We start from the raw sequence: 22,514 nt of genomic DNA, 5'->3' as shown, positions 1-22,514 counted from the left end.
GTCCGTCGACCTGACGGGCGGACCGGCCGGTACGGCCCCCTGAGCTGCGGCTCGGGGGGCCGCCTTCGTATCCGCGTCAGGAAGGCGAAGGGGAAGGAGAAGGCCGCACCACGTCGCCCAGCGTCGGGACCGCCTCCGGCCGCGAGCGGACGGCGTCGCTGCACTCCCACGCCCTCGGCGGATCGGAGTCGGGCCCGCCCAGCACCACCGGCCCGGGCCCCGCCGACACCGCGTCGCTCTCCGCGAGCGTGCACACGATCTGCGACAGCGCCACCGGCGGCAGGTCCTCGGGCTTGCGGCTGAGCCGCACCGTCCCCGCCGGATCGCCCGGCCGCGGTGCTCCCGCCGTCAGCCCCGCCGGGACGTCGGTCGAGAAGCCCGCCTCGCGCTCCTCCGCCGACGGCTCCCGCTGCAGCGCCTCCAGCAGGGCCTGGACGACCAGCACGACCGCGTCCCGGGACGGCTTCTTCTCCGGGATCGGCACCAGTCGCTCGACGCCCACCAGCTGGGCCCCGCAGACCAGTTCCACCGTCGCCCGGATGCCCTGCACCCCGCTCAGCCCCGTCGGGGCCGCCGGTGGCTTCTTGCACGACACCCGTGAGGGCGCCGCGCCCACGTCCACCGGCACGGTGGTCGCCCGGATCCCGCACCCCGGCAGGGTGCCCAGGACGAGCAGGCCGAGGGCCGCCAGCACGGCCGCGCTACGCCTCGTCACCGGCGATCACCTTCCCTACGTCCACCGGCAGCCGCAGCGTGAACAGCGCGCCGCCCTCCGGCCCGTTCTCCGCGGTGATGTCCCCGCCGTGGATGTGCGCGTTCTCCATCGCGATGGACAGGCCCAGACCGCTGCCGTCCGACTTGGGCCGCGAGGCGCTCGCCTTGTAGAACCGGTCGAAGACGTGCGGCAGCACGTCCTCGGGGATGCCCGGCCCGTTGTCCCGTACCGCCATGACCAGCCACTCCCCCTCCACCCGGATGGAGACCCGTACCGGCGAACCGCCGTGCTTGAGCGCGTTGCCGATCAGATTGGCCAGGATCACGTCGAGGCGCCGGGGATCGAGCCGCGCCACGATCCCGCGCTCCGCGTCGAGTTCGACCGCGTCGAGCCACGCCCGGGCGTCGATGCAGGCCGTCACCTGGTCGGCGACGTCCACGTCGTCCAGCACGAGGCGGGCCGTCCCCGCGTCGAAGCGGGTGACCTCCATCAGGTTCTCCACCAGGTCGTTCAGCCGCCTGGTCTCGCTGACGACCAGCGCCACCGCCGGTGCGATCATCGGGTCGAGGTCGTCGACCTCCTCCTCCAGCACCTCGGCGACCGCCGTCAACGCCGTCAGCGGCGTGCGCAGTTCGTGGGACATGTCCGCGACGAACCGCCGGCTGGACTCCTCCCGCGCGCTCATGTCGGCGACCTTCTTCTCCAGCGCCTCCGCCGTCTTGTTGAAGGTGTGCGCCAGGTCGGCGAGTTCGTCGGTCCCCGACACCTCCAGCCGGTGGTCCAGCTCTCCCTCGCCGAGCCGCCGCGCCGCGTCGCCGAGCCGCTGCACGGGCCGGAGCACCGTACGAGCCGCTGCCTGCGCGAGCAGCGCGGACCCGAGCAGCGCGAGTCCGGTGGCGATGGTCAGCGACCAGGCCAGGGCGTTGAGGTCGTCGCGTTCCTGGGCGAGGGACTTGAACATGTAGCCCGTGGGCCCGCCGCCCACGATCCGGGTGCCGCCGACCAGGTACGGGTTGCCGTTCGGCTTCGTCCGCTGCCAGTACATGTGGTACTCGGCGTCGTTGGCCGAGGTCGTCTTCTGCCGGTCGTCGACCGCTCGCCGCAGCGACTTCGGTACGTCGGCCAGCGAGAAGGGGTCGGGACCGGCCGCGCCGGACACCTTGCGGCCGTCCTTCAGCTCGTCCACCAGCAGCACGCTGTAACCGGGGCTGCTGCCCGCCATCATCTCGGCGGTGTGCTGCAGCTCGTCCTGCGTCGGGTCGGCGGGCAGGGCCGCGGCCCGGTTCTGCATCTCCTGCCGGAAGTCGCCGAGGGCGGCGTCCTGGGTCCGGGTCAGCACGGCCTCGCGGTTGAGCCAGTACGCGATCCCGGACGCGGAGACCGCGGCCGTCAGGGCTACCAGCGCGAACACGACGAGGAGCCGCAGCCGCAGGCTGGTCCAGCGCCGGCCCGCGAACAGGGCTTTGATCACTGAGGGGAGTCCAGTCGGTAGCCGACACCCCGGACCGTGCGGATCAGGGTGGGCGACGAGGGCACTTCCTCGACCTTGGCGCGCAGCCTCTGCACGCAGGCGTCGACGAGGCGCGAGTCGCCGAGGTAGTCGTGCTCCCAGACGAGCCTCAGCAATTGCTGTCGGGAGAGCGCCTGGCCGGGCCGGCGGCTGAGCTCCAGGAGCAGCCGCAGCTCGGTCGGCGTGAGCTGGAGGTCCTCGCCGTTCTTGGTCACGGTCATGGCGGACCGGTCGATGACGAGCGAGCCGAAGACGGCGGAGTCGGTGGACTCGCGCTCGCCGCGGCGCAGCACGGCCCGGATGCGGGCGTCGAGCACCCGTCCCTGGACGGGCTTGACGACGTAGTCGTCGGCTCCCGACTCCAGGCCGACCACCACGTCGATGTCGTCGTTGCGCGCGGTCAGCAGGATGATCGGCAGCTGGTCGGTGCGGCGGATGCGCCGGCACACCTCGAAGCCGTCGATCCCGGGCAGCATCACGTCCAGCACGATGAGGTCCGGCCGCTGCTCGCGCAGCAGCTTCAGGCCGTCCTCGCCCGTCGCCGCGGTGGCCACACGGTGGCCCTGGCGTGACAGGGAGAGTTCGAGGGCCGTGCGGATGGCGTCGTCGTCCTCGATGAGCAACAGGAAGGGCACGGGCTCATTCTGTCCCATCGCCCCTCGGGACTTCGACCGCCCTGCACCCCCAATCCGGGCGGGAGGTCCGGCGGGAGGTCCGGCGGGTGCCTGTGACAGGCCTGTGACAGTCGAAGGACACCCCGGTTATCTCGGGCGGGCAGTCTTCTGGCAACGGAACAGACAGACTCCACGACGGGGGGCGCGAGATGAACACGCTGCACAGCACCACGACCAGCGCGGTTGTCACGCGGCTGCACGATGTGAACCGCCGGACGGCCGTCCGTACGACGACGGCCCCGTCCCGGCGGCCGTCGCACGTGGTGGCCATCGACGCGAAGACCTACGAGCGCCCCTCCGTTCCCGCACAGCGCACGGCGAACCCGTCCTGTGACGCCGAGGCCGAGTTCACGGCGTACGTCCAGGAGCGCAGGGCCGCCCTCTACGCGACGGCCTTCCACCTCACGGGCGACCGCTACGAGGCCGAGGACCTGCTGCAGACCGCACTGTTCTCCACCTACCGCGCCTGGGACCGCATCACCGACAAGGCCGCCGTCGGCGGCTACCTGCGGCGCACCATGACGAACCTGCACATCAGCGCCTGGCGCCGGCGCAAGCTGAACGAGTACCCGACGGAAGAGCTGCCGGAGACGGCCTCGGACACGGACGCGATGGGCGGTACGGAGCTGCGCGCGGTGCTGTGGCAGGCGCTCACCCGCATCCCGGAGCCGCAGCGCACGATGCTGGTCCTGCGCTACTACGAGGGCCGCACGGACCCGGAGATCGCGGAGATCCTCGGCATCAGCGTCGGCACGGTGAAGTCGAGCATCTGGCGCTCGCTGCGGCGGATGCGCGAGGACGAGGCCCTGAGCTTCGGCCGCGACGAGGCGGAGTCCTTCGAGGACCTCGTCGCGTAGTCCCCGCCGGGGCGCGGGCACACGGAACGAACAGACCAAGGGCCAGGGGGCCCGTCCTACGGGGGTGGGACGGGGGTCGCGGGGGCGAGAGGCGGGATCGAGCGGCCACAGTGCCGCCTGGTCCCGCCTCTTGGCGTGCTCGGCGACGTCCGGGCGGGCCGGGCATCGCGCAGACGACCTAGCTCAGGGTGGCGGCGGTGGCCCGGTGCCGCCCGGCCGCGGCGGCGGCGAGGCGCCCGAGGGCCTCGTCACGGCCGCAAGCGTGCGCGCCCAGCTCGGTGTGGCGGGCCACGATGCCCCGCTCGGCGCGCATCAGCCGCCATCCCCGCCGCAGCAGGAAGAGCACCGACTTGCGGCCCTCGCGCAGGTCGCGTGCCAGGCGGCGGCGGAAGGTGGTGCTCGGCCGCCCGCGCAGGCAGATCGCGTCCGCCAGCAGCCCCAGCTCCTGACACCGTTCCACAACGTCCGCAGCGAAGATCCCCTCGGCTATGAACAGGGGCGTCCGGGAGATGTCCAGCGCCTCCGTCCCGGTCCGCGAGGACGTGGCGATGTCGTAGACGGGGACATCGGTCCGGCCGGTCGCGCACAGCTGTGCGATCGCGGCCACGGCCGCCTGCGCGTCCCAGGACAGCGGGGAGTCCCAGTCGATGTCGGCACTGCCCTCGACCAGGGGGAGGGAGGGGTCGTCGCCCTCCTTGTAGAAGTCGTCTAGGCGCAGCACGGGCAGCCCCGAACGGGCCGCCAGCGAAGACTTGCCGGACCCCGAGGGTCCGGTCAGCAGAACGACACGCGTAGGCACAGCAGAGGAGCAGCTCACGAGACACCAGTCTGAACTATTGGCTCGCGCAGGGGACCCACCCGGAGGCCCGTTGGTATCCAGGATCACACCTCCACTACGCTGCGTGCACACGCGACTACGACCACAGGCGGGAATCCATGGCACGTCACGCAGCCCCCAAAGCACCCCACCCCAAGGCGCTGCGCACCGCAGGCCTGACGCTCTCGATGGCCGGCGCCGCCCTCGCGATGGCCGCCGGCGGCGCCCAGGCGGGTGAGCTGTCGGTCCCGGCGGCCCTGGCCGGGGTGGCCGATCCGATCGCGAACCTCAAGGTGAACCCGCTGGCCAACACCGGTGTGGACCCGCTGAACAACGGAATCGCCACGAAGGTCGCCGATTTCCCCTCGGTGGGCACGAGCATGGTGACGGGCAGCCTGACCCGCGGCTCGTCGATCGGTGAGCTGCCCACCGCGGCGGCGTCCTCGCTGCTCGGTCCGCTGCTGCCGGGCGCCGTGAAGTAGCGCGCGGGGCGTTCGGGGCACGAAGAGGCCCCGGCAGCGCGGGGGACGCTGCCGGGGCCGGTCTTCGAAGGCAAGGCCTCGTACGGGGTCTAGTACGAGGACCCGCCCGCGCCCAGCGACCCGGTGGGGTGCCAGACCGTCTTGGTCTCCAGGAAGGCCGTCATGCGCGCCGTACCGGGGCCGGCGCTCCAGTCGTCCACAGGCTGTGGACGCAGGACGCGCTTGAGGTTGTCCGCCGCCGCGATCTCCAGCTCCTTGGCCAGCGCCGGGTCGGCGCCCGCCAGGTCGATCGCGTTGACGTCCTGGTGGGACGCCAGGTGCGGGCCCATCTCGGCGGCCTTGCCGGACAGGATGTTGACCACGCCGCCCGGCAGGTCGGAGGTGGCCAGCACCTCGCCGAGGGAGAGCGCCGGGAGCGGCGCCTTCTCGGAGGCGATGACGACGGCGGTGTTGCCGGTGGCGATCACCGGGGCGATCACCGAGACCAGGCCGAGGAACGAGGAGTCCTGCGGGGCGACGACCGTGACGACACCGGTCGGCTCGGGGGTGGAGAGGTTGAAGAACGGGCCCGCGACCGGGTTGGCCCCGCCCACGATCTGGCCGATCTTGTCGGTCCAGCCCGCGTACCAGACCCAGCGGTCGATCGCCGCGTCGACGACTGCGGCGGCCTTGGACTTCGACAGGCCTTCCGCCTCGGCGACCTCGCGGACGAACTGCTCGCGGCGGCCCTCCAGCATCTCGGCGACGCGGTAGAGGACCTGGCCGCGGTTGTACGCGGTCGCGCCCGACCAGCCGCCGAAGGCCTTGCGTGCCGCGACGACCGCGTCACGGGCGTCCTTGCGGGAGGCGAGCGGGGCGTTCGCCAGCCACTTGCCCTTCGAGTCGCTCACCTCGTACACCCGGCCGCTCTCGGAGCGGGGGAACTTGCCCCCGACGTACAGCTTGTAGGTCTTGAAGACGCTCAGACGCGTCGACGACGAATCAGACATCGAGGTAGCCCTCCAGGCCGTGACGGCCGCCTTCGCGCCCGAAGCCCGACTCCTTGTAGCCGCCGAAGGGCGAGGTCGGGTCGAACTTGTTGAACGTGTTGGCCCAGACGACACCGGCGCGGAGCTTGTTCGCGACCGCGAGGATGCGCGAGCCCTTCTCCGTCCAGATGCCGGCGGACAGGCCGTACTGGCTGTTGTTGGCCTTGGCGACGGCCTCGTCGGGCGTACGGAAGGTCAGCACGGACAGCACCGGGCCGAAGATCTCGTCGCGGGCGACGGTGTGCGCCTGGGAGACGTTCGTGAAGAGCGTCGGGGCGAACCAGTAGCCCGAGGACGGCAGGTCGCACGGCGCGGTCCAGCGCTCGGCGCCCTCCGCCTCGCCGGTCGCCGCGAGCGCGGTGATCCGGGCGAGCTGCTCGGCGGAGTTGATCGCGCCGATGTCGGTGTTCTTGTCGAGCGGGTCGCCGAGGCGCAGCGTGGACAGGCGGCGCTTGAGCGAGCCGATCAGCTCGTCGTGGACCGATTCCTGGACCAGGAGGCGCGAGCCCGCGCAGCAGACCTGGCCCTGGTTGAAGAAGATGCCGCTGACGATGCCTTCGACGGCCTGGTCGAGGGGGGCGTCGTCGAAGACGATGTTGGCGCCCTTGCCGCCCAGCTCCAGGGTCACCTTCTTGTCGGTGCCGGCGACCTGGCGCGCGATGGCCTTGCCGACGGCGGTGGAGCCGGTGAAGGCGACCTTGTTCACGTCCGGGTGCTCGACGAGGGCCGCGCCCGCGTCTCCGTACCCGGTGAGGATGTTGACGACGCCCTTGGGCAGGCCCGCCTGGCGGCAGATGTCCGCGAAGAAGAGCGCGGACAGCGGGGTCGTCTCGGCCGGCTTCAGCACGACCGTGTTGCCGGTGGCGAGCGCCGGGGCGATCTTCCACGCGAGCATCATCAGCGGGAAGTTCCACGGGATGACCTGGGCGGCCACACCGAGGGGGCGCGGGTTCGCGCCGTAGCCGGCGTGGTCGAGCTTGTCGGCCCAGCCCGCGTAGTAGAAGAAGTGCGCGGCGACGAGCGGGAGGTCCGCGTCGCGGGTCTCCCGGATCGGCTTGCCGTTGTCGAGGGTCTCCAGGACGGCCAGCTCGCGGCTGCGCTCCTGGATGATCCGGGCGATGCGGAAGAGGTACTTGGCGCGCTCGGAGCCGGGCAGCGCGGACCACTTCTCGAAGGCCTTTCGGGCGGCCTTGACGGCACGGTCCACGTCGGCGGCGCCGGCCTGCGCGATCTCGGCGAGGACCTCCTCGGAGGCCGGGGAGACGGTCTTGAAGACCTTGCCGTCCGCCGCTTCGGTGAACTCGCCGTCGATGAACAGCCCGTAGGAGGGGGCGATGTCGACGACGGAACGCGACTCCAGGGCGGGCGCGTACTCGAATACAGATGCCATGGTGATCAGTCCACCGTCACGTAGTCGGGACCGGAGTAGCGGCCGGTGCTCAGCTTCTGGCGCTGCATCAACAGGTCGTTGAGCAGGCTGGAGGCTCCGAAGCGGAACCAGTGGTTGCTCAGCCAGTCCTCGCCCGCGGTCTCGTTGACCAGGACCAGGAACTTGATCGCGTCCTTGGTGGTCCGGATGCCGCCCGCCGGCTTCACGCCGATCTGGATTCCAGTCTGCGCCTTGAAGTCGCGGACGGCTTCGAGCATGAGGAGGGTGTTCGCGGGGGTCGCGTTGACGCCGACCTTGCCGGTGGACGTCTTGATGAAGTCGGCCCCGGCCATCATGCCGATCCAGGAGGCGCGGCGGATGTTGTCGTACGTGGACAGCTCGCCGGTCTCGAAGATCACCTTGAGGCGGGCCGCGCTGCCGTCGGGGCGGACGCAGGCCTCCTTGACCGAGCGGATCAGCTCGTAGGTGTCGAGGTAGCGGCCGGCGAGGAAGGCGCCACGGTCGATGACCATGTCGATCTCGTCGGCGCCGGCGGCCACGGCGTCGGCCGTGTCGGCGAGCTTGACGGGCAGGGCCGCGCGGCCGGCCGGGAAGGCGGTGGCGACGGAGGCGACCTTGACGTCGGCGCCGTTCAGGGCGGCCTTGGCGGTGGCCACCATGTCCGGATACACGCAGACGGCGGCCGTCATGGGCGTGGTGCGGTCGGTCGGATCGGGATGCACGGCCTTGGCGGAGAGCGCCCGGACCTTGCCCGGGGTATCCGCGCCTTCCAGCGTCGTCAGGTCGATCATCGAGATGGCGAGGTCGATGGCGTACGCCTTGGCCGTCGTCTTGATCGAGCGGGTGCCGAGGGAGGCCGCGCGGGCCTCCAGGCCGACAGCGTCGACGCCGGGCAGCCCGTGCAGGAAGCGGCGCAGCGCACTGTCGGACGTCGTCACGTCAGCGAATGCGGTGAGGGTGGTGGGCATGGTCACCACATGAGCATATCTACGCGCGTAGCGACCTGTCACCCCCCCCTACTCGAATCAGCCGAAATCACAGGGGGCGGAAGGGGGCGTCGGTGCTGGTGAGCGCTGTTACCCGACCATGACAGGAATCCCACCTTCCGACCGATCATGATCCGTAGATTTCTCATCAGCAGCCCCGCAGACCTGATCCGGACGAAACCCCGACAGCGACACCGCGGCATGCGACTCTCCCGCCCTTCCGACACAATGCTCCAAGGAGTCGTTATGCGTACCGCCCTCCGCACCTCGATCGTCACCGCCGCCCTCGCCGGGGCGCTGCTGGCGCCCGCCGCGACCGCGCTCGCGGCGCCCGCCGCTTCCTCCGTACCGGCCGTGACGTCCGTGCCGGTGGCCGCGAACACGTCGGACGACGACCGCTACGACGGTGAGAGCGTCCTCGTCGGCAAGGGCCGGATCGCGGTGCTGCGCAACAAGTCGGAGGGCCCCGAGGCCTGGATCCGCGCCGTGGCCGCGGACTGGAAGCCGGGCGACGGCTGGGCGGGCCGCGTGCTGGCGAAGCTGGACCCCTCCCACCCCCGCGCCGTGGTCGAGGGCACCCAGTACGACCTCACCAAGACGAACGACGGCCGTTACGGGCTCAACGTCCGTGTGCTGGGCGAGGGCGCCTCCGACGGCTTCTACCTGCTGCCGAAGGCCGAGCCGGCCACCAAGCCGTCCACGAAGCCCAGCGTCAAGCCGTCCGCGGCGCCCAGCGTCAAGCCCACCGCCAAGCCCTCCGCGCCCTCCGCGCCCTCCGCCAAGGCGGCCGTCGCGCCCACCACCGACGTGAAGCCGCAGACGGCCGTCGTCCCCAAGGGCCCCGTCGCCGCGGGCGCCGAGCTCGCCGCCGCGGACACCGACGACAGCACCACCGCGGCCGCCGGCGCCGGTCTCGTCGCGATATTCGCCGGGCTGGGCACCGCGTTCATGGTCCGCGCCCGCAAGACCCGCGCCCGCGGCTGATTCCCCCCTCCCGGACGCCTCGCTCCCCCCTCGGCGGGCTACCTCCACGGTGGCCCGCCGAAGGTCGTTCCCGAGGCTTTCACCGAGCCTCCCCGAGCCTCCCGGGAGCCATCGGCCTCCTCCCCCGGTTCCGGGGCGTCCGGCATGGAATCGGCACCTCCGTTCCGACATGCGTTCGACCGTTACGCGGCCATGACAGGAGGCGGATCGTCCGGCCGAACAAGATCCATAGATTTGTCCTCAGCAGCCCGCCACACCTGACCCGGCCGAAAGAGACCGAACAGACTCGACGCGGCATGCGACTCTCCTCCGCCCTTCCGCCCGACCACGCTCCAGGAGTCGTTATGCGTACCGCCCTCGCCCTGCGCACCTCGATCGTCACCGCCGCCCTCGCGGGCGCGATGCTCATGCCGGCCGCCGGCAGCGCCTTCGCCGCACCGGTCACCGCCGTGCCGCAGACGAAGTCCGCCTCGGACAACGACCGCTACGAGGGCCGGGCCGTCGCGATCGGCCAGGGGCTGGTCGCGGTGCTGCGCAACAAGGACGAGGGCCCCGAGGCCTGGATCCGCGTGGTCGGCCCCGACTGGAAGCCGGGCGACAACTACATGTTCCGGGTCCTGACGAAGCTGGACCGGACCCTGCCCTCCGACACGGTCGACGGCCTGAAGCTCGAGCTGACCAAGGCCGCGACCGCCGACCCCGTGCTCGTCGTCACCACCAAGGACGGGGTGGCCAAGTCCTACCCGCTGCCCGCGGGCAAGCCCAGCACGGACTGCAGGGTGGGGCCGAAGGGGCAGCCGCTGGGCGCGGGCGTGCGTGCCGAGCTGTACGTCACCGAGAACGGCCCGAAGGCCGTTCTCTTCCACTCCGGCGACGACGGCGCCTGGACCACCCTGGATCGCGCCCACCCCGCGCTGCCCGACTCTGCGGGCATTGTCGTCCGGATCCTGAACCCCAGCGGCGCCGCGCCCGTCCTCGAGTGGAAGACCCAGGGTGGCTCCACCCCGTTCGGCCGGGCTTCCTTTCCCGCGTTTCCCAAGGGGTGCAAGCCGAGCTACGAGTTCACCGACACCAAGCCGGTGGTGAAGCCCGGCGCCCCGGCCCCGGCGAAGCCGCAGAGCGCGGGACAGACGACGGTGGTGCCGAAGGGTCCGGTGGCCGCCGGGGCCGAGATCGCCGCCGAGACCTCCGCCGCCCCGGCAACCGCTCCGGCGCCGGCCGCCGCCGCGCCCGCCGCACCGCTGGCCGCCTCGGAGCCGGTGCGCGTACGGATCGCCTCCGCCGGGGTGGACACCTCGCCGGTGCTCAGGCTGGGGCTGGCCGCCGACGGCTCGGTGCAGGTGCCCTCCGTGGCGGACGGGGACAAGATCGGCTGGTACACCAAGGGCGTCACGCCCGGCGAGACCGGTCCGGCCGTGCTGATCGGCCACTTCGACACCGCTCGCGGTCCGGCCGTCCTGCGCGACGTCTCCCGCGTCCACACGGGCGACGAGATCACGGTGACCCGGGCCGACGGCACCGATGCGGTCTTCCGGGTGCGCGAGCTGGAGCAGGTGGACAAGAAGAGCTTCCCCACCGCGAAGGTGTACGGGGACACCGCGCGCCCCGAGCTGCGCGTGATCACCTGCGGCGGCGAGATCACGGACGGCCACCGCCCGGACAACATCATCTTGTATGCCGATCTCGTGGGCTGATCCACCCAGGCGGCACAGTGAGGCAGAATCGGCGCATGAGCAGCGAGCAGCCCACCGACGAGCCGGCGTACGCAGACCGTGTCTACCGCTCACCCATGGCCACCGTCACGGGCGTGCTGATGCTCGCACTGCTCGTGTGGCTCTGCGGGGACGCCGTCGTACGCGGCAGCGGGAACGCACCCTGGATCGGCCTCGCCGTCGCGCTGTTCCTCGTACCGCTCGTCGTGGCGTTCACGATCCGGCCGGCCGTCTTCGCCAACGCCGACCGGTTGCGCGTGCGCAACCCGTTCCGGATCATCGAGCTCCCCTGGGGCGCCGTCGACTCGGTGCGCGCCACCTTCTCCACCGAGGTGCGGGCCGAGGGCACCAAGTACCAGCTGTGGTCGGTGCCCGTCTCCCTGCGGGACCGCAAGCGGGCGAACCGGGCCCAGCAGGGCGGGCCCAGCAGGCTCGGCGGACTGTTGGGCCGGAGCATGACACCGCCCGGGCAGGGCGGGACGCAGCCGGACGGGGTGCGCCGCGCCGCGGCGGACCAGACCGTGGACGAACTGCGCGAACTGCACGAGCGCGGCGCCTCGCGGGCCGGCGCCCAGGGCAGCGTGAAGGTCACCTGGTCGTACGAGATCATCGCGCCCGCCGTGATCGGCGCGCTGATCCTGATCGTGCTGCTCGCCACGGGCTGACCGGGCCTTTCCCCCGGAACCGCGGGCACCGCAGGGCGCGTCCTCCCGGGTGTGCACCGTCTCAAGGGCAGCGGCAGCGCCGCTCATCTCCTGAGGATCCGGCTTCTCGCCAGGGTCCTGCTGGCCGCTCACCTCCTCCTCGTCGGCTGGCTGATGCTGCGCCCACTGGACGTGCCCTGGGCGGCCGCCGCCAACTTGACCCCGCTGGAGGGGATCCGGGCGGACCTGTCCGCCGGCCCCCTGGAGGCCGCCCGGCGCATCGGCGGGGGGCTGGCCCTGCTGGCCCCGCTCGGGGTGCTGCTGCCGCTGCTCGGCGGGCGCGTGCGGCTGTCGCCGCTGGCGGCCTGGTCCTCGCTCGCCCGGACGGCCGCCGCGGGCGCGCTCGTGTCGGTCGGCGTGGAGCTGCTCCAGACCGCGGTCCCGGGGCAGGTGGTCGACGTGGACTCGGTGCTGCTGAACACCCTCGGCGTGATGCTCGCGCACGTGGTCGTCGTACCGGCACTGCGGGGCAGGCTGCGCCGGTCCCGGACCGCTGCCGTTTCCCCGCGGGGCGCCGGGACCCCCTCCCTCACCGGCCCCCGGGCCGGATCTCAGGGCGCGACCCCGAGAATTCCCAGGGTCGGGCTCGGCCCCTGGACCGACGTTCTCTCCGTGGTTCAGCGGGAGTATTGAGGCATCGCGGGAAAACTTCCCGCGAAAGGACTGAGGAGAGACCATGAGCGCCCTTGCCCGCCCCCGTGACGGACGATGGATCGGCGGAGTCTGTGCCGGTCTTGCGCGTCGATTCGGAATATCCGCGAACACGATGCGCACCATCTTCGTCGTCTCGTGCCTGCTCCCCGGCCCGCAGTTCCTGATCTACCTGGCGCTGTGGGTGCTCCTGCCGAACGACAAGACGAGCGCGTCCGGCACCGCCGGCTGGTAGCCGCGGACAGCACGGCGTTCAGCGGGCGGCGCGGACCTTCTGCAGCTGCTTGTCCGTGACCTCGTGCGGGACCTGGGGCGCCTGGCGGCTCCCCGTCACGTTGAGGGCCATGAGGCGGGCGACGGTGTCACCCTGGCGAACGACGACCAAGTGCACCTGTGCGGAAGCGCCCTCGGCGGAGGCGGTGGTGGTCCAGCTGACGCTTTCGTCACCGCCGGTCGCGTAGTCGGCCGCCTTCACGTCGCGGTAGACGCCGCTCTGCTTCTCCACGGTGGCGGTGAAGCCCGTGCCGCAGGCGGCGACGGCGTCCTTGAGCCGGCGGATCAGCCCCTTGGCGTCGGACGCGGCGTAGGAGCTGACGGAGGCGGAGACGGCGAGGCCCATCTGCTTCTGGGAGCCGACGCCCCGGTTGACGGTCTCGCGCGCCGCCGGGTCCGGCTTGTCGCCCATGATGTCGGCGAGCGGCTGACAGGCCTTGCGGTCGGACTGCGGCTGTCCGTCGGGAGCGGCGGGGTTCTTGGCGTTCGCCGAGATCTGATAGCCGGCCAGGTCGCCCTGTTCCAGGGCCGATCGCTCCAGCTTGCTGCCGGCCCGCGGGGGCGCGGCGGAGGACCCCGTGGATCCGGCGGAGCCCGCTCCCGCCGAGGATCCGGCCGGCGCGGTCTCGCCGGGTGCGCTCGCGGAGCCCTTCGGGTCCGGGGACTTGCCGGGTGCGGGCGTGTTCGTACTGCCGCAGCCCACTGCCGCGAGCAGCAGAGCGGGGAGCAGCGCGGCCGCGGCCGTTCGTGCGTTCATGCGCATGATCGAGACCTCATACCCAGGGGTGTGGCGGGCAGTTGGCGGTGATCCTGGCACATGCCGCGACGCGGCACACACCTGCTCGAAGAGGTGTGCGCCGCGCGGGCGTGCGTGCGAATCCCGTGCGGATCCCGTACGAATCCGTGGGGGGTTCCGGAGCGGATCAGGCGCCGAGGCCGCTGGTCGGCAGACCGCCGAGCAGACCGGTCACCGTGCCGAGCGCGGCGGCCGGGTCGGTGGCCTGGGGGGCCTGCTGGCCCTCCTCGGCGCTCACTTGCTGCTGGCTGGTGAGGCCCTGGACGGCGCCCAGCGCGTCTCCGAGGCCGACGGCGGGAACGGCGGCCGAGGCGGTCCCGGCGGCGGCGGCGGCGAAGGCGGCACCGAGAGCGGCGACACCGAGGGTCTTGGCAGCTGACTGCTTCATGAAGGATCGTCCTTGCGACGGGGAAATGAGCGGCTCCGCAAACTAGTCACGTCAAACCCTCGCCCGCAAACATCATCAAATATGAGAAAGTGCCCGGGAATTGCTCCTCCCGGGCACTTTCAGTCCGTCATGCCATGGCCTAGGCCGAGACAGAACCGCTGGTGGAAGCGGTCTGACGGAACAGCCATTCCGACTTGAGCTCCGCGTAGCCCGGCTTGATCACGTCGTTGATCATGGCCAGCCGTTCATCGAAAGGAATGAACGCGGACTTCATCGCATTGACCGTGAACCACTGCATGTCCTCGAGCGAGTAGCCGAAGGTGTCCACCAGGTGCTCGAACTCGCGGCTCATGCTGGTGCCGCTCATCAGCCGGTTGTCGGTGTTGACGGTCAGCCTGAAGTGCAGCTTGCGCAGCAGGCCGATCGGGTGCTCGGCGTACGAGGCGGCAGCGGCCGTCTGGAGGTTCGACGTCGGGCACATCTCCAGGGGGATGCGCTTGTCCCGGACGTAGGAGGCCAGGCGCCCCAGCGTCACGGAGCCGTCCTCGGCGACCTCGATGTCGTCGATGATCTTCACGCCGTGCCCGAGCCGGTCGGCGCCGCACCACTGGAGCGCCTGCCAGATCGACGGCAGGCCGAAGGCCTCGCCCGCATGGATGGTGAAGTGGTTGTTCTCGCGCTTGAGGTACTCGAAGGCGTCGAGGTGGCGGGTGGGAGGGAAACCGGCCTCGGCGCCGGCGATGTCGAAGCCGACCACGCCGTTGTCGCGGTAGCGGTTGGCAAGCTCCGCGATCTCCAGCGCGCGGGCGGCGTGCCGCATCGCGGTCAGCAGCGCGCCGACGCGGATGCGGTTGCCGTTGGTCCGCGCGCGGCGCTCGCCCTCGCGGAAGCCCTCGTTGACCGCCTCGACGACCTCTTCGAGGGTCAGGCCGGCTTCGAGGTGCTGCTCGGGCGCGTAGCGGATCTCCGCGTACACGACGCCGTCCTCGGCCAGGTCCTGGGCGCACTCGGAGGCCACCCGGAAGAGGGCCTCCTTCGTCTGCATGACGGCGCAGGTGTGCGCGAACGTCTCCAGGTAGCGCGGGAGGGAGCCGGAGTCGGCGGCTTCCCGGAACCAGGTGCCGAGCTTGTCGGCCTCGGTCTCGGGAAGGTTCTCGTAGCCGACCTTGTGGGCCAGCTCGATGATGGTCCCGGGGCGCAGGCCACCGTCGAGGTGGTCGTGCAGGAGCACCTTCGGGGCGCGGCGGATCTGATCCGGGGTGGGCAGGTTGGGGGTCTCGCTCGTCATCTGCGCACTCTAGCTCCTACGCGCGTAGAGCGGTGAGACGGTGCGGGGACCCGATATGTAACAGTGACCGCGCGGACGGGTGGCGTACACCTCGGCGTCTGAGACTGTTCCGTCATGGCACAGCATGCGCCGTCGGCGCGCGGGGCCCGCCTGGGGCGGGCGGCAGGCGCGACCGGCTCGGTCCCCACGGTCAGCGGTGTGGTGATCCTGCTTCCCGGAGCGTCCAGACTTTCCCCCGGTCCGGTGCGCCCGCTCGCTCGGGCGCTGGCCCGCGCGGGAGCGGCGGACGGGCTGGTCACGCACCAGGTCGTCCACGGCGGGGGCGCCCGCGAGGCGGACGCCGAATGGGCGGCGGACGAGGTGGTCCGCCGGTACGGGGACGTGCCGGTGTGCCTGGCCGGATACGACGCGGGCGGGCGGGCGGCGCTTGCCGCGGCCGGCCACGACGCCGTCAACTCCGTTCTGGCGCTGGCACCTTCGCTGGCGTACCCGTCAGCCACGGACTCCCCCGAACCGGTGAGGCAGCTGTCGGGCCGACAGGTGCTCATCGTGCACGGCACCAACGACGCGCGCAGCGACCCGGAGCTCTCGTTCCGGCTGGCGGCCCGGGCGAAGAAGGCCAACCGCACGACGTGCCGCTTCGAGGTGCACTCCGACGGGCACGGGCTGCGCGAGCACCAGGCGGAAGTCGTCGCCCTGTCCGTGGACTTCGTCATGGGCTCAGTGTTCTCCGGCCGGTACTCCCGCCCGGTCACCGACGCGCTGGCGGCTCCGCCACCGCTGGGCCTTCGGATGCCCCTGGCTTCCGGCTACGGACGCTCGCTGCGCGGTTGAGCCGTCTCTGCGGCTCTCGCCGGCGGGCCGCGCGAGGGGGGGCCGGCGGAGCGTTCGCGCCGGGCCGGCGGCCGGCCGGGTGTTCCGGTGGTCGCGCGGGCCGTCCGTGCCGGCCGCGCCGTCCCCTCACGGTCGGACGGCACGGGCGCGTCCGGCGCGACCACCGGAGGCACGCGCCCGCGAGCGGGCGCGACGCCGTGACGGCGAAGCGCGGACCCAATGACGCCCGCGCCCTCCCCCGAGAACGCCGTGGTACCACTGTGCCGGTTCGACATAAGCTCACGAAGATCCAGAGGCATCGTCTTGATGCCTTGCGGGAACACGAGGGGTTTACGAATCGGTACGGGCCGGGACGAATATGCACATGCCAGCGGATGAAGCGGAGCAGTTGAGCCCCGTGGCCCTGCGGCTTTACGGGTACGCGGCCGAGCGGCACACCTTCACCGAGGCGGAGGCCGCCGAGGCCCTCGGCGGACCCGCCGCGGCCGCCGTCGCCGAGCTCGCGGCAGCCCACCTGCTCCAACCCCACCCCCAGACCCAGGGCGACGGCACCGTGCGGGAGCTTCGCTGGAGCGCCGTGTCCCCTCGGGCCGCCACCGCCCGCACGCTGGCACCGCTGGCCGTGCGGGTGCGCGAGACCCACGACGAGATGGACCGGCTGCGCGCCCGGCTGGAGTCGCTGATCCCCCAGTACGAGGCGGGCAGCTCCCAGCGCGACCGGGACGGCGTGAACGGTCTGGAGCTGGTCACGGACCGGACCGCGCTGCAGAACCTGATCCGCGAGCTGATCGGTTCCGCCGAAGACGAGGTGCTGACCTGCCACCCGGGGGGCGGCCGGTCCCCGGAGATCCTGGAGCAGGCGGTCGTCCGGGACGAGGCGATGCTGGCCCGGGGCGTCCGGCTGCGCACGATCTACCAGCACACCGCCCGCTATTCGCGGCCCACGGCCGCCTACGTCGAGCGCGTGGCCGCGCTCGGCTCGCAGGTCCGTACCGTCGGCGACGGGCTGATGCGGATGATCGTGGTCGACCAGCACACCGGCCTGCTGGAGGTCCGCGACGACGACAAGGCCGCGATGGTGGTGCGCGAGCCGAACGTCGTGCACTTCATGGTGCAGACCTTCGAGCGCTCCTGGGCCCAGGCGGAGCCCTTCGGCACCACCGTCGGACCGGATCAGGCCCGCTCCATCTCGGAGGAACTGCGCCAGACCATCGTCCGGCTCCTCGCGGAGGGTCTGGAGGACAAGGTGATCGCGCGGCGGCTCGGCATGTCCGAGCGGACCTGTCAGCGCCACATCGCCGAGGTCATGCGCGCGGTGGGCGCCAAGTCCCGCTTCCAGGCGGGGTTCCTGCTCTCGGCGGCGGCGGCGGTCGGCGCGGCGGGAGGCGGCGCGGCAGGCGCGGGCGCGCCGGGAGGCGGCGCGGCAGGCGCGGGCGCGCCGGGCCCTGGTACCTCGGGCCCGGGTGCGGCGGTCGGGGCTCCGTTCACGCGTCCGGGCGGGGATCCGCGAGCTCCGGGATCAGCCGGCCCCGACGGGACAGCAGGAACCGCTTGAACTCCGCCACCGGCGGTGTGTCCGGGTGTCCGTCCAGCCAGGCGACCCCGATCTCGCGGACCGCGCGCGGGGCGGTGACCGTCAGCTCGACCACCCCGGGCCGGGCCACGGCGGGCGGCGGCAGCAGCGCGACGCCGAGTCCGGCGGCGACGAGCCCGCGCAGGGTCTCCGCCTCCTCCCCCTCGAAGGCGACCCGGGGCGTGAACCCGGCTTCGGCGCACAGGTCGTCGGTGATCCGGCGCAGGCCGTAGCCGGGCTCCAGGGTGACGAAGGTTTCCTCGGCGGCCTCGGCCAGACGGATCCGCTTGCGGCCGGCGAGGCGGTGGTCGTCGGGGACCACCAGGCGCAGCCGTTGCTCGTCCAGGCGGCGGGCCACCAGGTCGGGGGCGTCGGGCAGCGGCGAGGTCAGGCAGAGGTCGAGGTCGCCGGCGCGCAGCCGCTCCAGCATGGCTTCGCCGTAGTTCTGGACGAGGGAGAACCGTACGCCCGGGTGGTCGGCCCGGAAGGCCCTGATCAGGCCCGGCACGGTCTCGGAGCCCAGGGTGTGCAGGAAACCGAAGGCGACCTTGCCGAACGCCGGGTCGGCGTCCTGCTGCACGGAGCCCGCGGCGCGGGCGATCTCGGCCAGCGAGCGCTCCGCGGAAGCGAGGAAGGTGCGGCCGGCGGTGGTGAGCGCGACGCCGCGTCCCTTGCGGGCGAACAGCGTGACGCCCAGGTCCTGTTCGAGCCGGACCATCGCCCGCGACAGGGTGGACTGGGGAACGCCCAGCTCCTGGGCGGCCCGGGTGACGTGCTCGTGCCGGGCGACGGCCACGAAGTACACGAGGCGCGGGGCCAGCGCGTGTGTCACGGCCATGTCTTCTTCGTAACGACTCATCGATACGCACCCATCTGACCTGTGGTGATGCGGGGATGGATCGATTATCGCGAATCTGTGCATTGGACGCATGAAAGGGGCGGCTCTACCGTCGTACACATGCCTCCCGCTCATACCGGGGCACCCGTCACCGCGGGTGCCTCCACCTCGTCGTTTCCCGATGCTCCTGCCACCGAAGCACCGGTCGTCGAAGCGCACGCCTCCGTGGCGGCCGCCGTCGAAGCGCACGCGCCCGGCCGCCCCGGCTACCGCCGTCTGAGCCTCGCGCTCTTCGCCGCCGGACTGGCCACCTTCGCCCTCCTCTACTCCACCCAGGCACTGCTGCCCGCGATCTCCGCCGGTTTCGGCGTGACGGCGGGTCAGGCCAGCTGGACGGTCTCGGCGGCGACCGGCGCCCTCTCGCTCTTCGTCCTGCCCCTCAGCGCGCTCTCGGAGCGCTTCGGCCGGACCCGGATGATGGCCTGCTCGCTGGCCGTCGCGGTCGGCCTCGGCCTCCTCGTGCCCCTCGCGCCGAACCTGGAGTGGCTGATCGCGCTGCGCGCCGTCCAGGGCGCGGCGATCGCCGGCATCCCGGCTTCCGCGATGGCGTACCTGGCGGAAGAGGTCAAGCCGAAGGCCCTGGTCGCCGCGATCGGCCTGTTCGTGGCGGGCAACTCCATCGGCGGCATGAGCGGGCGCCTCGTCACCGGCTGGGCGGCCCAGGTGTGGGGCTGGCGCGCCGGGCTGCTGGCCGTCGGCCTGATGTCGCTGGCCTGCGCGGCGGCCTTTTTGGTCCTCCTGCCCCGGGCCCGGTTCTTCCGGCCGGCGTCGCTGAACCCGCGGGCGGTGGGGCGTACCGTCGCCGGTCACCTCCGCGACCCGCTGCTGCTGCGGCTGTACGGGATCGGCGCGCTGTTCATGACCGTCTTCGGGGCGGTGTACACCGTCATCGGCTACCGGCTGGTGGACGAGCCGTTCTCCCTCGGGCAGGGCGTCATCGGCTCGATCTTCCTGATCTACCTGGTGGGTACGGTCTCCTCGGCGGCCGCCGGGCAGCTGGTCGCCCGCACGGGCCGGCGCGGCGCGCTCTACCTGGCGGTGACCACGACGGCGCTGGGCCTGCTCCTGTCCCTCGCGGACTCGCTCGCCTCGATCCTGCTGGGCCTGGTCCTGATCACCGCGGGCTTCTTCGCGGGACACGCCGTGGCCTCGGCGGCGGTCAGCCGTACGGCGAGGACGGGCCGCGCTCAAGCCTCCGCGCTCTACCAGTCGGCGTACTACGCGGGCTCCAGCGCCGGCGGCACGCTCGGCGCCCTCGCCTACCACTCGGCGGGCTGGGCGGCCACGGTCGGCATCGCCCTGCTGGCGGTCGTCGGCGTCGTCTCGATCACTCTGTACGGGTCCCACGCGGCCCGTGCGGCCCACGCGGCGGCGCTGCCCGCCCGGTGACCCGTCGGGGAGCGGCCGGGGACGCGGCGTTGACCCGTCGGGGAGCGGCCGGGGACGCTGCGGGACACGGATGGCATGATCGCCGGTCATGCCCACAGTCAACTTTCACCTGATCCTCGGTGACACGGTCAGCATGATCTGTCCGGCCCGCGTCGTGGAGGACCGCGCCGACGGCCTGCTGCTGTGGATCGCCCCGGCCACGCCGGTGTGGCGCGCCCTCCTCCCTCCCGGCACGCACCTGCGGGACCTGCCGCCGGGCGGCTCGTACCCGCTGCGGGCGAGCCGGTGGCGGCGCGGGGGCGCGCTGATCCTCCAGCCGGCCGGAGCCGGGCACGCGGTGTGGTGGACCTTCACGCAGGACCAGGAGTTCCGGGGCTGGTACGTCAACCTCGAATCCCGCGCCCGGGCCGGCACGGACATCCACGTGACCGACCAGGAACTGGACATCACGGTCGCCCCGGACCGGGCGTGGGAGTGGAAGGACGAGGAGTCCTTCGCCGCGAAGACGGGCCACCCGGTGTACTGGAGCCCGTCCGAGGCGGCCGCCATACGCGCGGAGGGCGTCCGCGTGGCCGCTCTCGTCGAAGCGGCCTCGTACCCCTTCGACGGCACGTGGTGCGATTTCCGCCCGCCCGCCTCCTGGACCCTCCCGGAGCTCCCGGAACTGCCCCTCGGGCCGGTCACCGCCCCCTCGGGCGTGCTCGTGCTGGGCAAGGCCGGCTGGATCGACCAGCGTCAGGACGGTGCCCCGCCCCGCTCCCGGAGCGCCTTCGCGGTGGCGGCGGCGGGCGGCGGCCACCTCCACGACGGAGGGGCCGAAGGGCCCGAGCCGTACGGGTACGAGGCGGTCGCCGTCCGGGCCGCCGCCGACCGGCCGCTGCCGGTGCGGGCCCGGACCGCGCCCTCCCCCTTCGAGGGCCGACCGGTGATCTCGTCCCTGGAGATATCCCTCGGACTCCCCTGGGACCACGCCGCCCACGGAGCCGGCCCCGTCCCGCTCGGCGACCTCCCGGTCGACCGCTGCGGCATGGTCCTGGGCGACGCCCGGGCGTTCGACGGTTTCGAAGGCATGAGCGGCGAGTCCGTGGACGGGCTGGCCGACGTCACGTACTGGGGCCGGTACGCGCTAGACGCCCACGCGGTGTTCGGCGGCGGGCCGACCGCGCAGCACCCCGACGGCTCCGGACCGCGCGGGTTCCTCGACCTCCCGCTCGCCGAGGCGCGGGCCCTGGCCGGGCGCATGGAGGAGTGGGTCCGTGAAGGCCCGGGCCACGGCCTGACGGTCGCGGCGGACGCCCACACCGACTACCACCGCCTCCGGCGCGCCGGCTGGGGCCACCCCGTCCTGGCCGGTGTCGTCGAGGTCGGCGGGTGCCGCGTGCTCGGGCTCGGGTGGGACGCCGGGGACCACTCCGTGCGGCACCGGGGAGAGCGGGCGTACGGGCAGGTGTATCCCGTCACGCTGGAGGAGCGGGCGGGTGAGGCCGTCCTGCGGTGGACCATCCCGCCGCACGAAGCCCCGGACGACGCCCCGGACGAAGCGCTTGCCGAAGCGCCCCCTGCGACTGAAGACGAGGACTGACGTGCCGTTCCTGCCCCACGCGTACCGGGTGACCAAGTACGACCCCGCCGACCGGGCGCCCGACGGGACCTACCAGGGGGCGGAGGACTCCGTCAGCGACCACGGGCCGGTCGAGGCAGCGTACCTGGCAGCCGTCGCGGCCTTCGCCGAGGAGAGCGGGATCGAGCTGCTCACCCTGCGGGAACCGCGGGTCAGCGGCGGGTCCGGGTCCGTGCACTTCGGGCGGGAGGCGACGGTGGACGGGAACGGGCTGACCGGGCTGTTCCCGGACGACCTGACCGGTTTCCACGACGGCGCGCCCGTGGCCGTGCCGATCGCGCTGGAACTCGTACGCGGCATGCTCCGCGACCACGGCGCCTGGTGCCGGCTGGAAGCGGAAGGCGCCTTCGCCGTGCACGTGGGGTGGGACCAGTACGTCTACGTCGCCACCCGCACGCCCTGCGGGGCGGCCGTGGCCCGCACCCGGGAGCTCGGGATCTTCGCGGAGCCGATCGAGGTCTCGCCGTACGATCCCGAGTTCGACGACCCGTACGAGCTGCGACCCGCGGACGAGGGGTTCTGGGAGCAGGTGCGGGCGAGCGCGGCCCGCGGCGAGGCGGGCCTGATCGAGGAGCAGTACGCCGGCACCCGCTGGCACCGGATCGACGGCGGCGGCAGACCGCTCGACGCCGTGCGGGCCGGGCTCGCGCCGCGCGCACGGCTGAACGTCTGGCCGGGGCTGTCCGCCGACACCGCCGGGGTGATCGCGGCGCTCCCCGAGGAGTTCTCGCTCGAGTGCGTGTGGGAGGACGCGGAAGGCCGGATCTCCAGCGGTCTCGTCGACGAGGACGACCGCGAGGAGCTGGCGGAGGTGCTCGCCGGCGCCCGGGCCGCAGTCCTGCTGGCGGTGTACGCCGACGAGTACGACCCCCTGTTCACCGGCGTGCTGCCGGATGCGGACGGTGTGGTGCGGGCCCGGTGGCAGCTGTAGGTGAACGTCCCGC

The 22,514-nt window shown here is 72.5% G+C and carries 23 protein-coding genes; 12 read left to right on the top strand and 11 right to left on the bottom strand.

Going from position 1 to position 22,514, the window contains the following annotated elements:
- Window positions 1–76 precede the first annotated feature (76 nt).
- From ACFWBY_RS09265 to afsQ1, 3 genes are read right to left on the bottom strand one after another with little or no spacing between them, the layout of a single operon-like run.
- Window positions 77–715: a hypothetical protein gene (locus ACFWBY_RS09265; protein ID WP_385340867.1), complete on the bottom strand. Its 639-nt coding sequence runs from the start codon at window positions 713–715 to the stop codon at window positions 77–79.
- Window positions 702–2,186, bottom strand: coding sequence for an ATP-binding protein (locus ACFWBY_RS09260; RefSeq protein WP_385340869.1), 1,485 nt, complete (start codon window positions 2,184–2,186; stop codon window positions 702–704). Before ACFWBY_RS09260 ends, ACFWBY_RS09265 begins: the two co-directional genes overlap by 14 nt.
- The gene (gene afsQ1 / locus ACFWBY_RS09255) at window positions 2,183–2,860 is read right to left on the bottom strand and encodes a response regulator transcription factor (RefSeq protein ID WP_204358054.1); all 678 of its coding nucleotides are present in this window, start codon (window positions 2,858–2,860) and stop codon (window positions 2,183–2,185) included. The genes ACFWBY_RS09260 and afsQ1 overlap by 4 nt, the downstream gene beginning before the upstream one ends.
- A 188-nt stretch (window positions 2,861–3,048) precedes the next feature.
- Between afsQ1 and ACFWBY_RS09250 the strand changes: the two genes are divergently transcribed.
- A complete protein-coding gene (locus tag ACFWBY_RS09250) occupies window positions 3,049–3,756 on the top strand; it encodes a SigE family RNA polymerase sigma factor (protein WP_385340871.1) in 708 nt (235 codons plus the stop codon).
- A gap of 178 nt (window positions 3,757–3,934) precedes the next feature.
- Here the strand turns inward: ACFWBY_RS09250 and ACFWBY_RS09245 are convergent, their stop codons facing one another.
- Complete coding sequence (locus tag ACFWBY_RS09245) at window positions 3,935–4,639, bottom strand: uridine kinase (RefSeq protein WP_385340911.1); 705 nt, start codon at window positions 4,637–4,639, stop codon at window positions 3,935–3,937.
- Window positions 4,640–4,692: 53 nt separating this feature from the next.
- Here ACFWBY_RS09245 and ACFWBY_RS09240 point away from each other — a divergent pair, with 53 nt between their 5' ends.
- Window positions 4,693–5,055, top strand: a complete 363-nt coding sequence (locus tag ACFWBY_RS09240; RefSeq protein ID WP_385340873.1) for a hypothetical protein — start codon at window positions 4,693–4,695, stop codon at window positions 5,053–5,055.
- An 89-nt stretch (window positions 5,056–5,144) separates the two neighbouring features.
- On the opposite strand, the gene ACFWBY_RS09235 is transcribed toward ACFWBY_RS09240, so the two are convergent.
- The 3 genes from ACFWBY_RS09235 to deoC are packed head-to-tail and all read right to left on the bottom strand — an operon-like array spanning window position 5,145 to window position 8,441.
- Window positions 5,145–6,044, bottom strand: coding sequence for an aldehyde dehydrogenase family protein (locus ACFWBY_RS09235; protein ID WP_385340875.1), 900 nt, complete (start codon window positions 6,042–6,044; stop codon window positions 5,145–5,147).
- A complete protein-coding gene (locus tag ACFWBY_RS09230; protein WP_385340877.1) occupies window positions 6,037–7,473 on the bottom strand; it encodes an aldehyde dehydrogenase family protein in 1,437 nt (478 codons plus the stop codon). The genes ACFWBY_RS09235 and ACFWBY_RS09230 overlap by 8 nt, the downstream gene beginning before the upstream one ends.
- Before the next feature lie 5 nt (window positions 7,474–7,478).
- On the bottom strand, window positions 7,479–8,441 hold the full coding sequence (gene deoC, locus ACFWBY_RS09225) for a deoxyribose-phosphate aldolase (RefSeq protein ID WP_214946974.1): 963 nt from the start codon (window positions 8,439–8,441) through the stop codon (window positions 7,479–7,481).
- 264 nt (window positions 8,442–8,705) lie between these two features.
- On the opposite strand from deoC, the gene ACFWBY_RS09220 reads away from it, so the two are divergent.
- From ACFWBY_RS09220 to ACFWBY_RS09200, 5 genes are all read left to right on the top strand, one after another.
- Entirely contained in the window at window positions 8,706–9,443 is a 738-nt protein-coding gene (locus ACFWBY_RS09220; protein WP_385340879.1) for a hypothetical protein, read from the top strand.
- A gap of 1,139 nt (window positions 9,444–10,582) precedes the next feature.
- Window positions 10,583–11,137, top strand: coding sequence for a class F sortase (locus ACFWBY_RS09215; protein WP_385340913.1), 555 nt, complete (start codon window positions 10,583–10,585; stop codon window positions 11,135–11,137).
- A gap of 35 nt (window positions 11,138–11,172) precedes the next feature.
- A complete protein-coding gene (locus ACFWBY_RS09210) occupies window positions 11,173–11,820 on the top strand; it encodes a PH domain-containing protein (RefSeq protein WP_385340881.1) in 648 nt (215 codons plus the stop codon).
- A gap of 51 nt (window positions 11,821–11,871) precedes the next feature.
- Window positions 11,872–12,492, top strand: coding sequence for a VanZ family protein (locus tag ACFWBY_RS09205; protein WP_385340883.1), 621 nt, complete (start codon window positions 11,872–11,874; stop codon window positions 12,490–12,492).
- Window positions 12,493–12,535: 43 nt separating this feature from the next.
- Entirely contained in the window at window positions 12,536–12,745 is a 210-nt protein-coding gene (locus ACFWBY_RS09200) for a PspC domain-containing protein (protein WP_385340885.1), read from the top strand.
- 18 nt (window positions 12,746–12,763) lie between these two features.
- Here ACFWBY_RS09200 and ACFWBY_RS09195 read toward each other — a convergent pair whose 3' ends face one another.
- The 3 genes from ACFWBY_RS09195 to ACFWBY_RS09185 form a co-directional block, all read right to left on the bottom strand.
- Window positions 12,764–13,540 (bottom strand): hypothetical protein, encoded by a 777-nt coding sequence (locus ACFWBY_RS09195; protein WP_385340887.1) that lies wholly within the window; start codon window positions 13,538–13,540, stop codon window positions 12,764–12,766.
- A 166-nt stretch (window positions 13,541–13,706) separates the two neighbouring features.
- On the bottom strand, window positions 13,707–13,967 hold the full coding sequence (locus tag ACFWBY_RS09190; RefSeq protein ID WP_385340889.1) for a hypothetical protein: 261 nt from the start codon (window positions 13,965–13,967) through the stop codon (window positions 13,707–13,709).
- 139 nt (window positions 13,968–14,106) lie between these two features.
- A complete protein-coding gene (locus ACFWBY_RS09185; protein WP_385340891.1) occupies window positions 14,107–15,255 on the bottom strand; it encodes an adenosine deaminase in 1,149 nt (382 codons plus the stop codon).
- Window positions 15,256–15,369: 114 nt separating this feature from the next.
- Here ACFWBY_RS09185 and ACFWBY_RS09180 point away from each other — a divergent pair, with 114 nt between their 5' ends.
- On the top strand, window positions 15,370–16,089 hold the full coding sequence (locus ACFWBY_RS09180) for an alpha/beta hydrolase (RefSeq protein ID WP_385340893.1): 720 nt from the start codon (window positions 15,370–15,372) through the stop codon (window positions 16,087–16,089).
- A 364-nt stretch (window positions 16,090–16,453) separates the two neighbouring features.
- Window positions 16,454–17,644: a LuxR C-terminal-related transcriptional regulator gene (locus ACFWBY_RS09175; RefSeq protein ID WP_385409641.1), complete on the top strand. Its 1,191-nt coding sequence runs from the start codon at window positions 16,454–16,456 to the stop codon at window positions 17,642–17,644.
- Here ACFWBY_RS09175 and ACFWBY_RS09170 read toward each other — a convergent pair.
- Window positions 17,574–18,521, bottom strand: a complete 948-nt coding sequence (locus ACFWBY_RS09170; RefSeq protein ID WP_385340897.1) for a LysR family transcriptional regulator — start codon at window positions 18,519–18,521, stop codon at window positions 17,574–17,576. The genes ACFWBY_RS09175 and ACFWBY_RS09170 overlap by 71 nt on opposite strands.
- A 99-nt stretch (window positions 18,522–18,620) precedes the next feature.
- Here ACFWBY_RS09170 and ACFWBY_RS09165 point away from each other — a divergent pair, with 99 nt between their 5' ends.
- The 3 genes from ACFWBY_RS09165 (at window position 18,621) to ACFWBY_RS09155 (ending at window position 22,501) form a co-directional block, all read left to right on the top strand.
- Window positions 18,621–19,949 (top strand): MFS transporter, encoded by a 1,329-nt coding sequence (locus tag ACFWBY_RS09165; RefSeq protein ID WP_385340899.1) that lies wholly within the window; start codon window positions 18,621–18,623, stop codon window positions 19,947–19,949.
- Between the two features lie 88 nt (window positions 19,950–20,037).
- Window positions 20,038–21,531, top strand: a complete 1,494-nt coding sequence (locus ACFWBY_RS09160) for a DUF402 domain-containing protein (protein ID WP_385340901.1) — start codon at window positions 20,038–20,040, stop codon at window positions 21,529–21,531.
- A gap of 1 nt (window position 21,532) precedes the next feature.
- Window positions 21,533–22,501: an RNA-binding protein gene (locus ACFWBY_RS09155; RefSeq protein ID WP_385340903.1), complete on the top strand. Its 969-nt coding sequence runs from the start codon at window positions 21,533–21,535 to the stop codon at window positions 22,499–22,501.
- Window positions 22,502–22,514: the final 13 nt, after the last annotated feature.

It is taken from the genome of Streptomyces sp. NPDC060049 (genome assembly GCF_042736715.1).
Taxonomy (GTDB): Bacteria; Actinomycetota; Actinomycetes; order Streptomycetales; family Streptomycetaceae; genus Streptomyces.
The sequence above is the reverse complement of the archived record's forward strand: the minus strand, read 5'-3'. Positions and strand labels throughout refer to the sequence as shown.

What these genes read in the sequence shown, in the direction of transcription:
- ACFWBY_RS09250 (WP_385340871.1), top strand. Translation starts at nt 3,049, where the DNA reads ATGAACACGCTGCACAGCACCACGACCAGCGCGGTTGTCACGCGGCTG.
- ACFWBY_RS09240 (WP_385340873.1), top strand. Translation starts at nt 4,693, where the DNA reads ATGGCACGTCACGCAGCCCCCAAAGCACCCCACCCCAAGGCGCTGCGC.
- ACFWBY_RS09235 (WP_385340875.1), bottom strand. Translation starts at nt 6,044, where the DNA reads ATGTCTGATTCGTCGTCGACGCGTCTGAGCGTCTTCAAGACCTACAAG.
- ACFWBY_RS09230 (WP_385340877.1), bottom strand. Translation starts at nt 7,473, where the DNA reads ATGGCATCTGTATTCGAGTACGCGCCCGCCCTGGAGTCGCGTTCCGTC.
- deoC (WP_214946974.1), bottom strand. Translation starts at nt 8,441, where the DNA reads ATGCCCACCACCCTCACCGCATTCGCTGACGTGACGACGTCCGACAGT.
- ACFWBY_RS09220 (WP_385340879.1), top strand. Translation starts at nt 8,706, where the DNA reads ATGCGTACCGCCCTCCGCACCTCGATCGTCACCGCCGCCCTCGCCGGG.
- ACFWBY_RS09210 (WP_385340881.1), top strand. Translation starts at nt 11,173, where the DNA reads ATGAGCAGCGAGCAGCCCACCGACGAGCCGGCGTACGCAGACCGTGTC.
- ACFWBY_RS09200 (WP_385340885.1), top strand. Translation starts at nt 12,536, where the DNA reads ATGAGCGCCCTTGCCCGCCCCCGTGACGGACGATGGATCGGCGGAGTC.
- ACFWBY_RS09195 (WP_385340887.1), bottom strand. Translation starts at nt 13,540, where the DNA reads ATGAACGCACGAACGGCCGCGGCCGCGCTGCTCCCCGCTCTGCTGCTC.
- ACFWBY_RS09190 (WP_385340889.1), bottom strand. Translation starts at nt 13,967, where the DNA reads ATGAAGCAGTCAGCTGCCAAGACCCTCGGTGTCGCCGCTCTCGGTGCC.
- ACFWBY_RS09185 (WP_385340891.1), bottom strand. Translation starts at nt 15,255, where the DNA reads ATGACGAGCGAGACCCCCAACCTGCCCACCCCGGATCAGATCCGCCGC.
- ACFWBY_RS09180 (WP_385340893.1), top strand. Translation starts at nt 15,370, where the DNA reads ATGGCACAGCATGCGCCGTCGGCGCGCGGGGCCCGCCTGGGGCGGGCG.
- ACFWBY_RS09175 (WP_385409641.1), top strand. Translation starts at nt 16,454, where the DNA reads ATGCCAGCGGATGAAGCGGAGCAGTTGAGCCCCGTGGCCCTGCGGCTT.
- ACFWBY_RS09170 (WP_385340897.1), bottom strand. Translation starts at nt 18,521, where the DNA reads ATGAGTCGTTACGAAGAAGACATGGCCGTGACACACGCGCTGGCCCCG.
- ACFWBY_RS09165 (WP_385340899.1), top strand. Translation starts at nt 18,621, where the DNA reads ATGCCTCCCGCTCATACCGGGGCACCCGTCACCGCGGGTGCCTCCACC.
- ACFWBY_RS09160 (WP_385340901.1), top strand. Translation starts at nt 20,038, where the DNA reads ATGCCCACAGTCAACTTTCACCTGATCCTCGGTGACACGGTCAGCATG.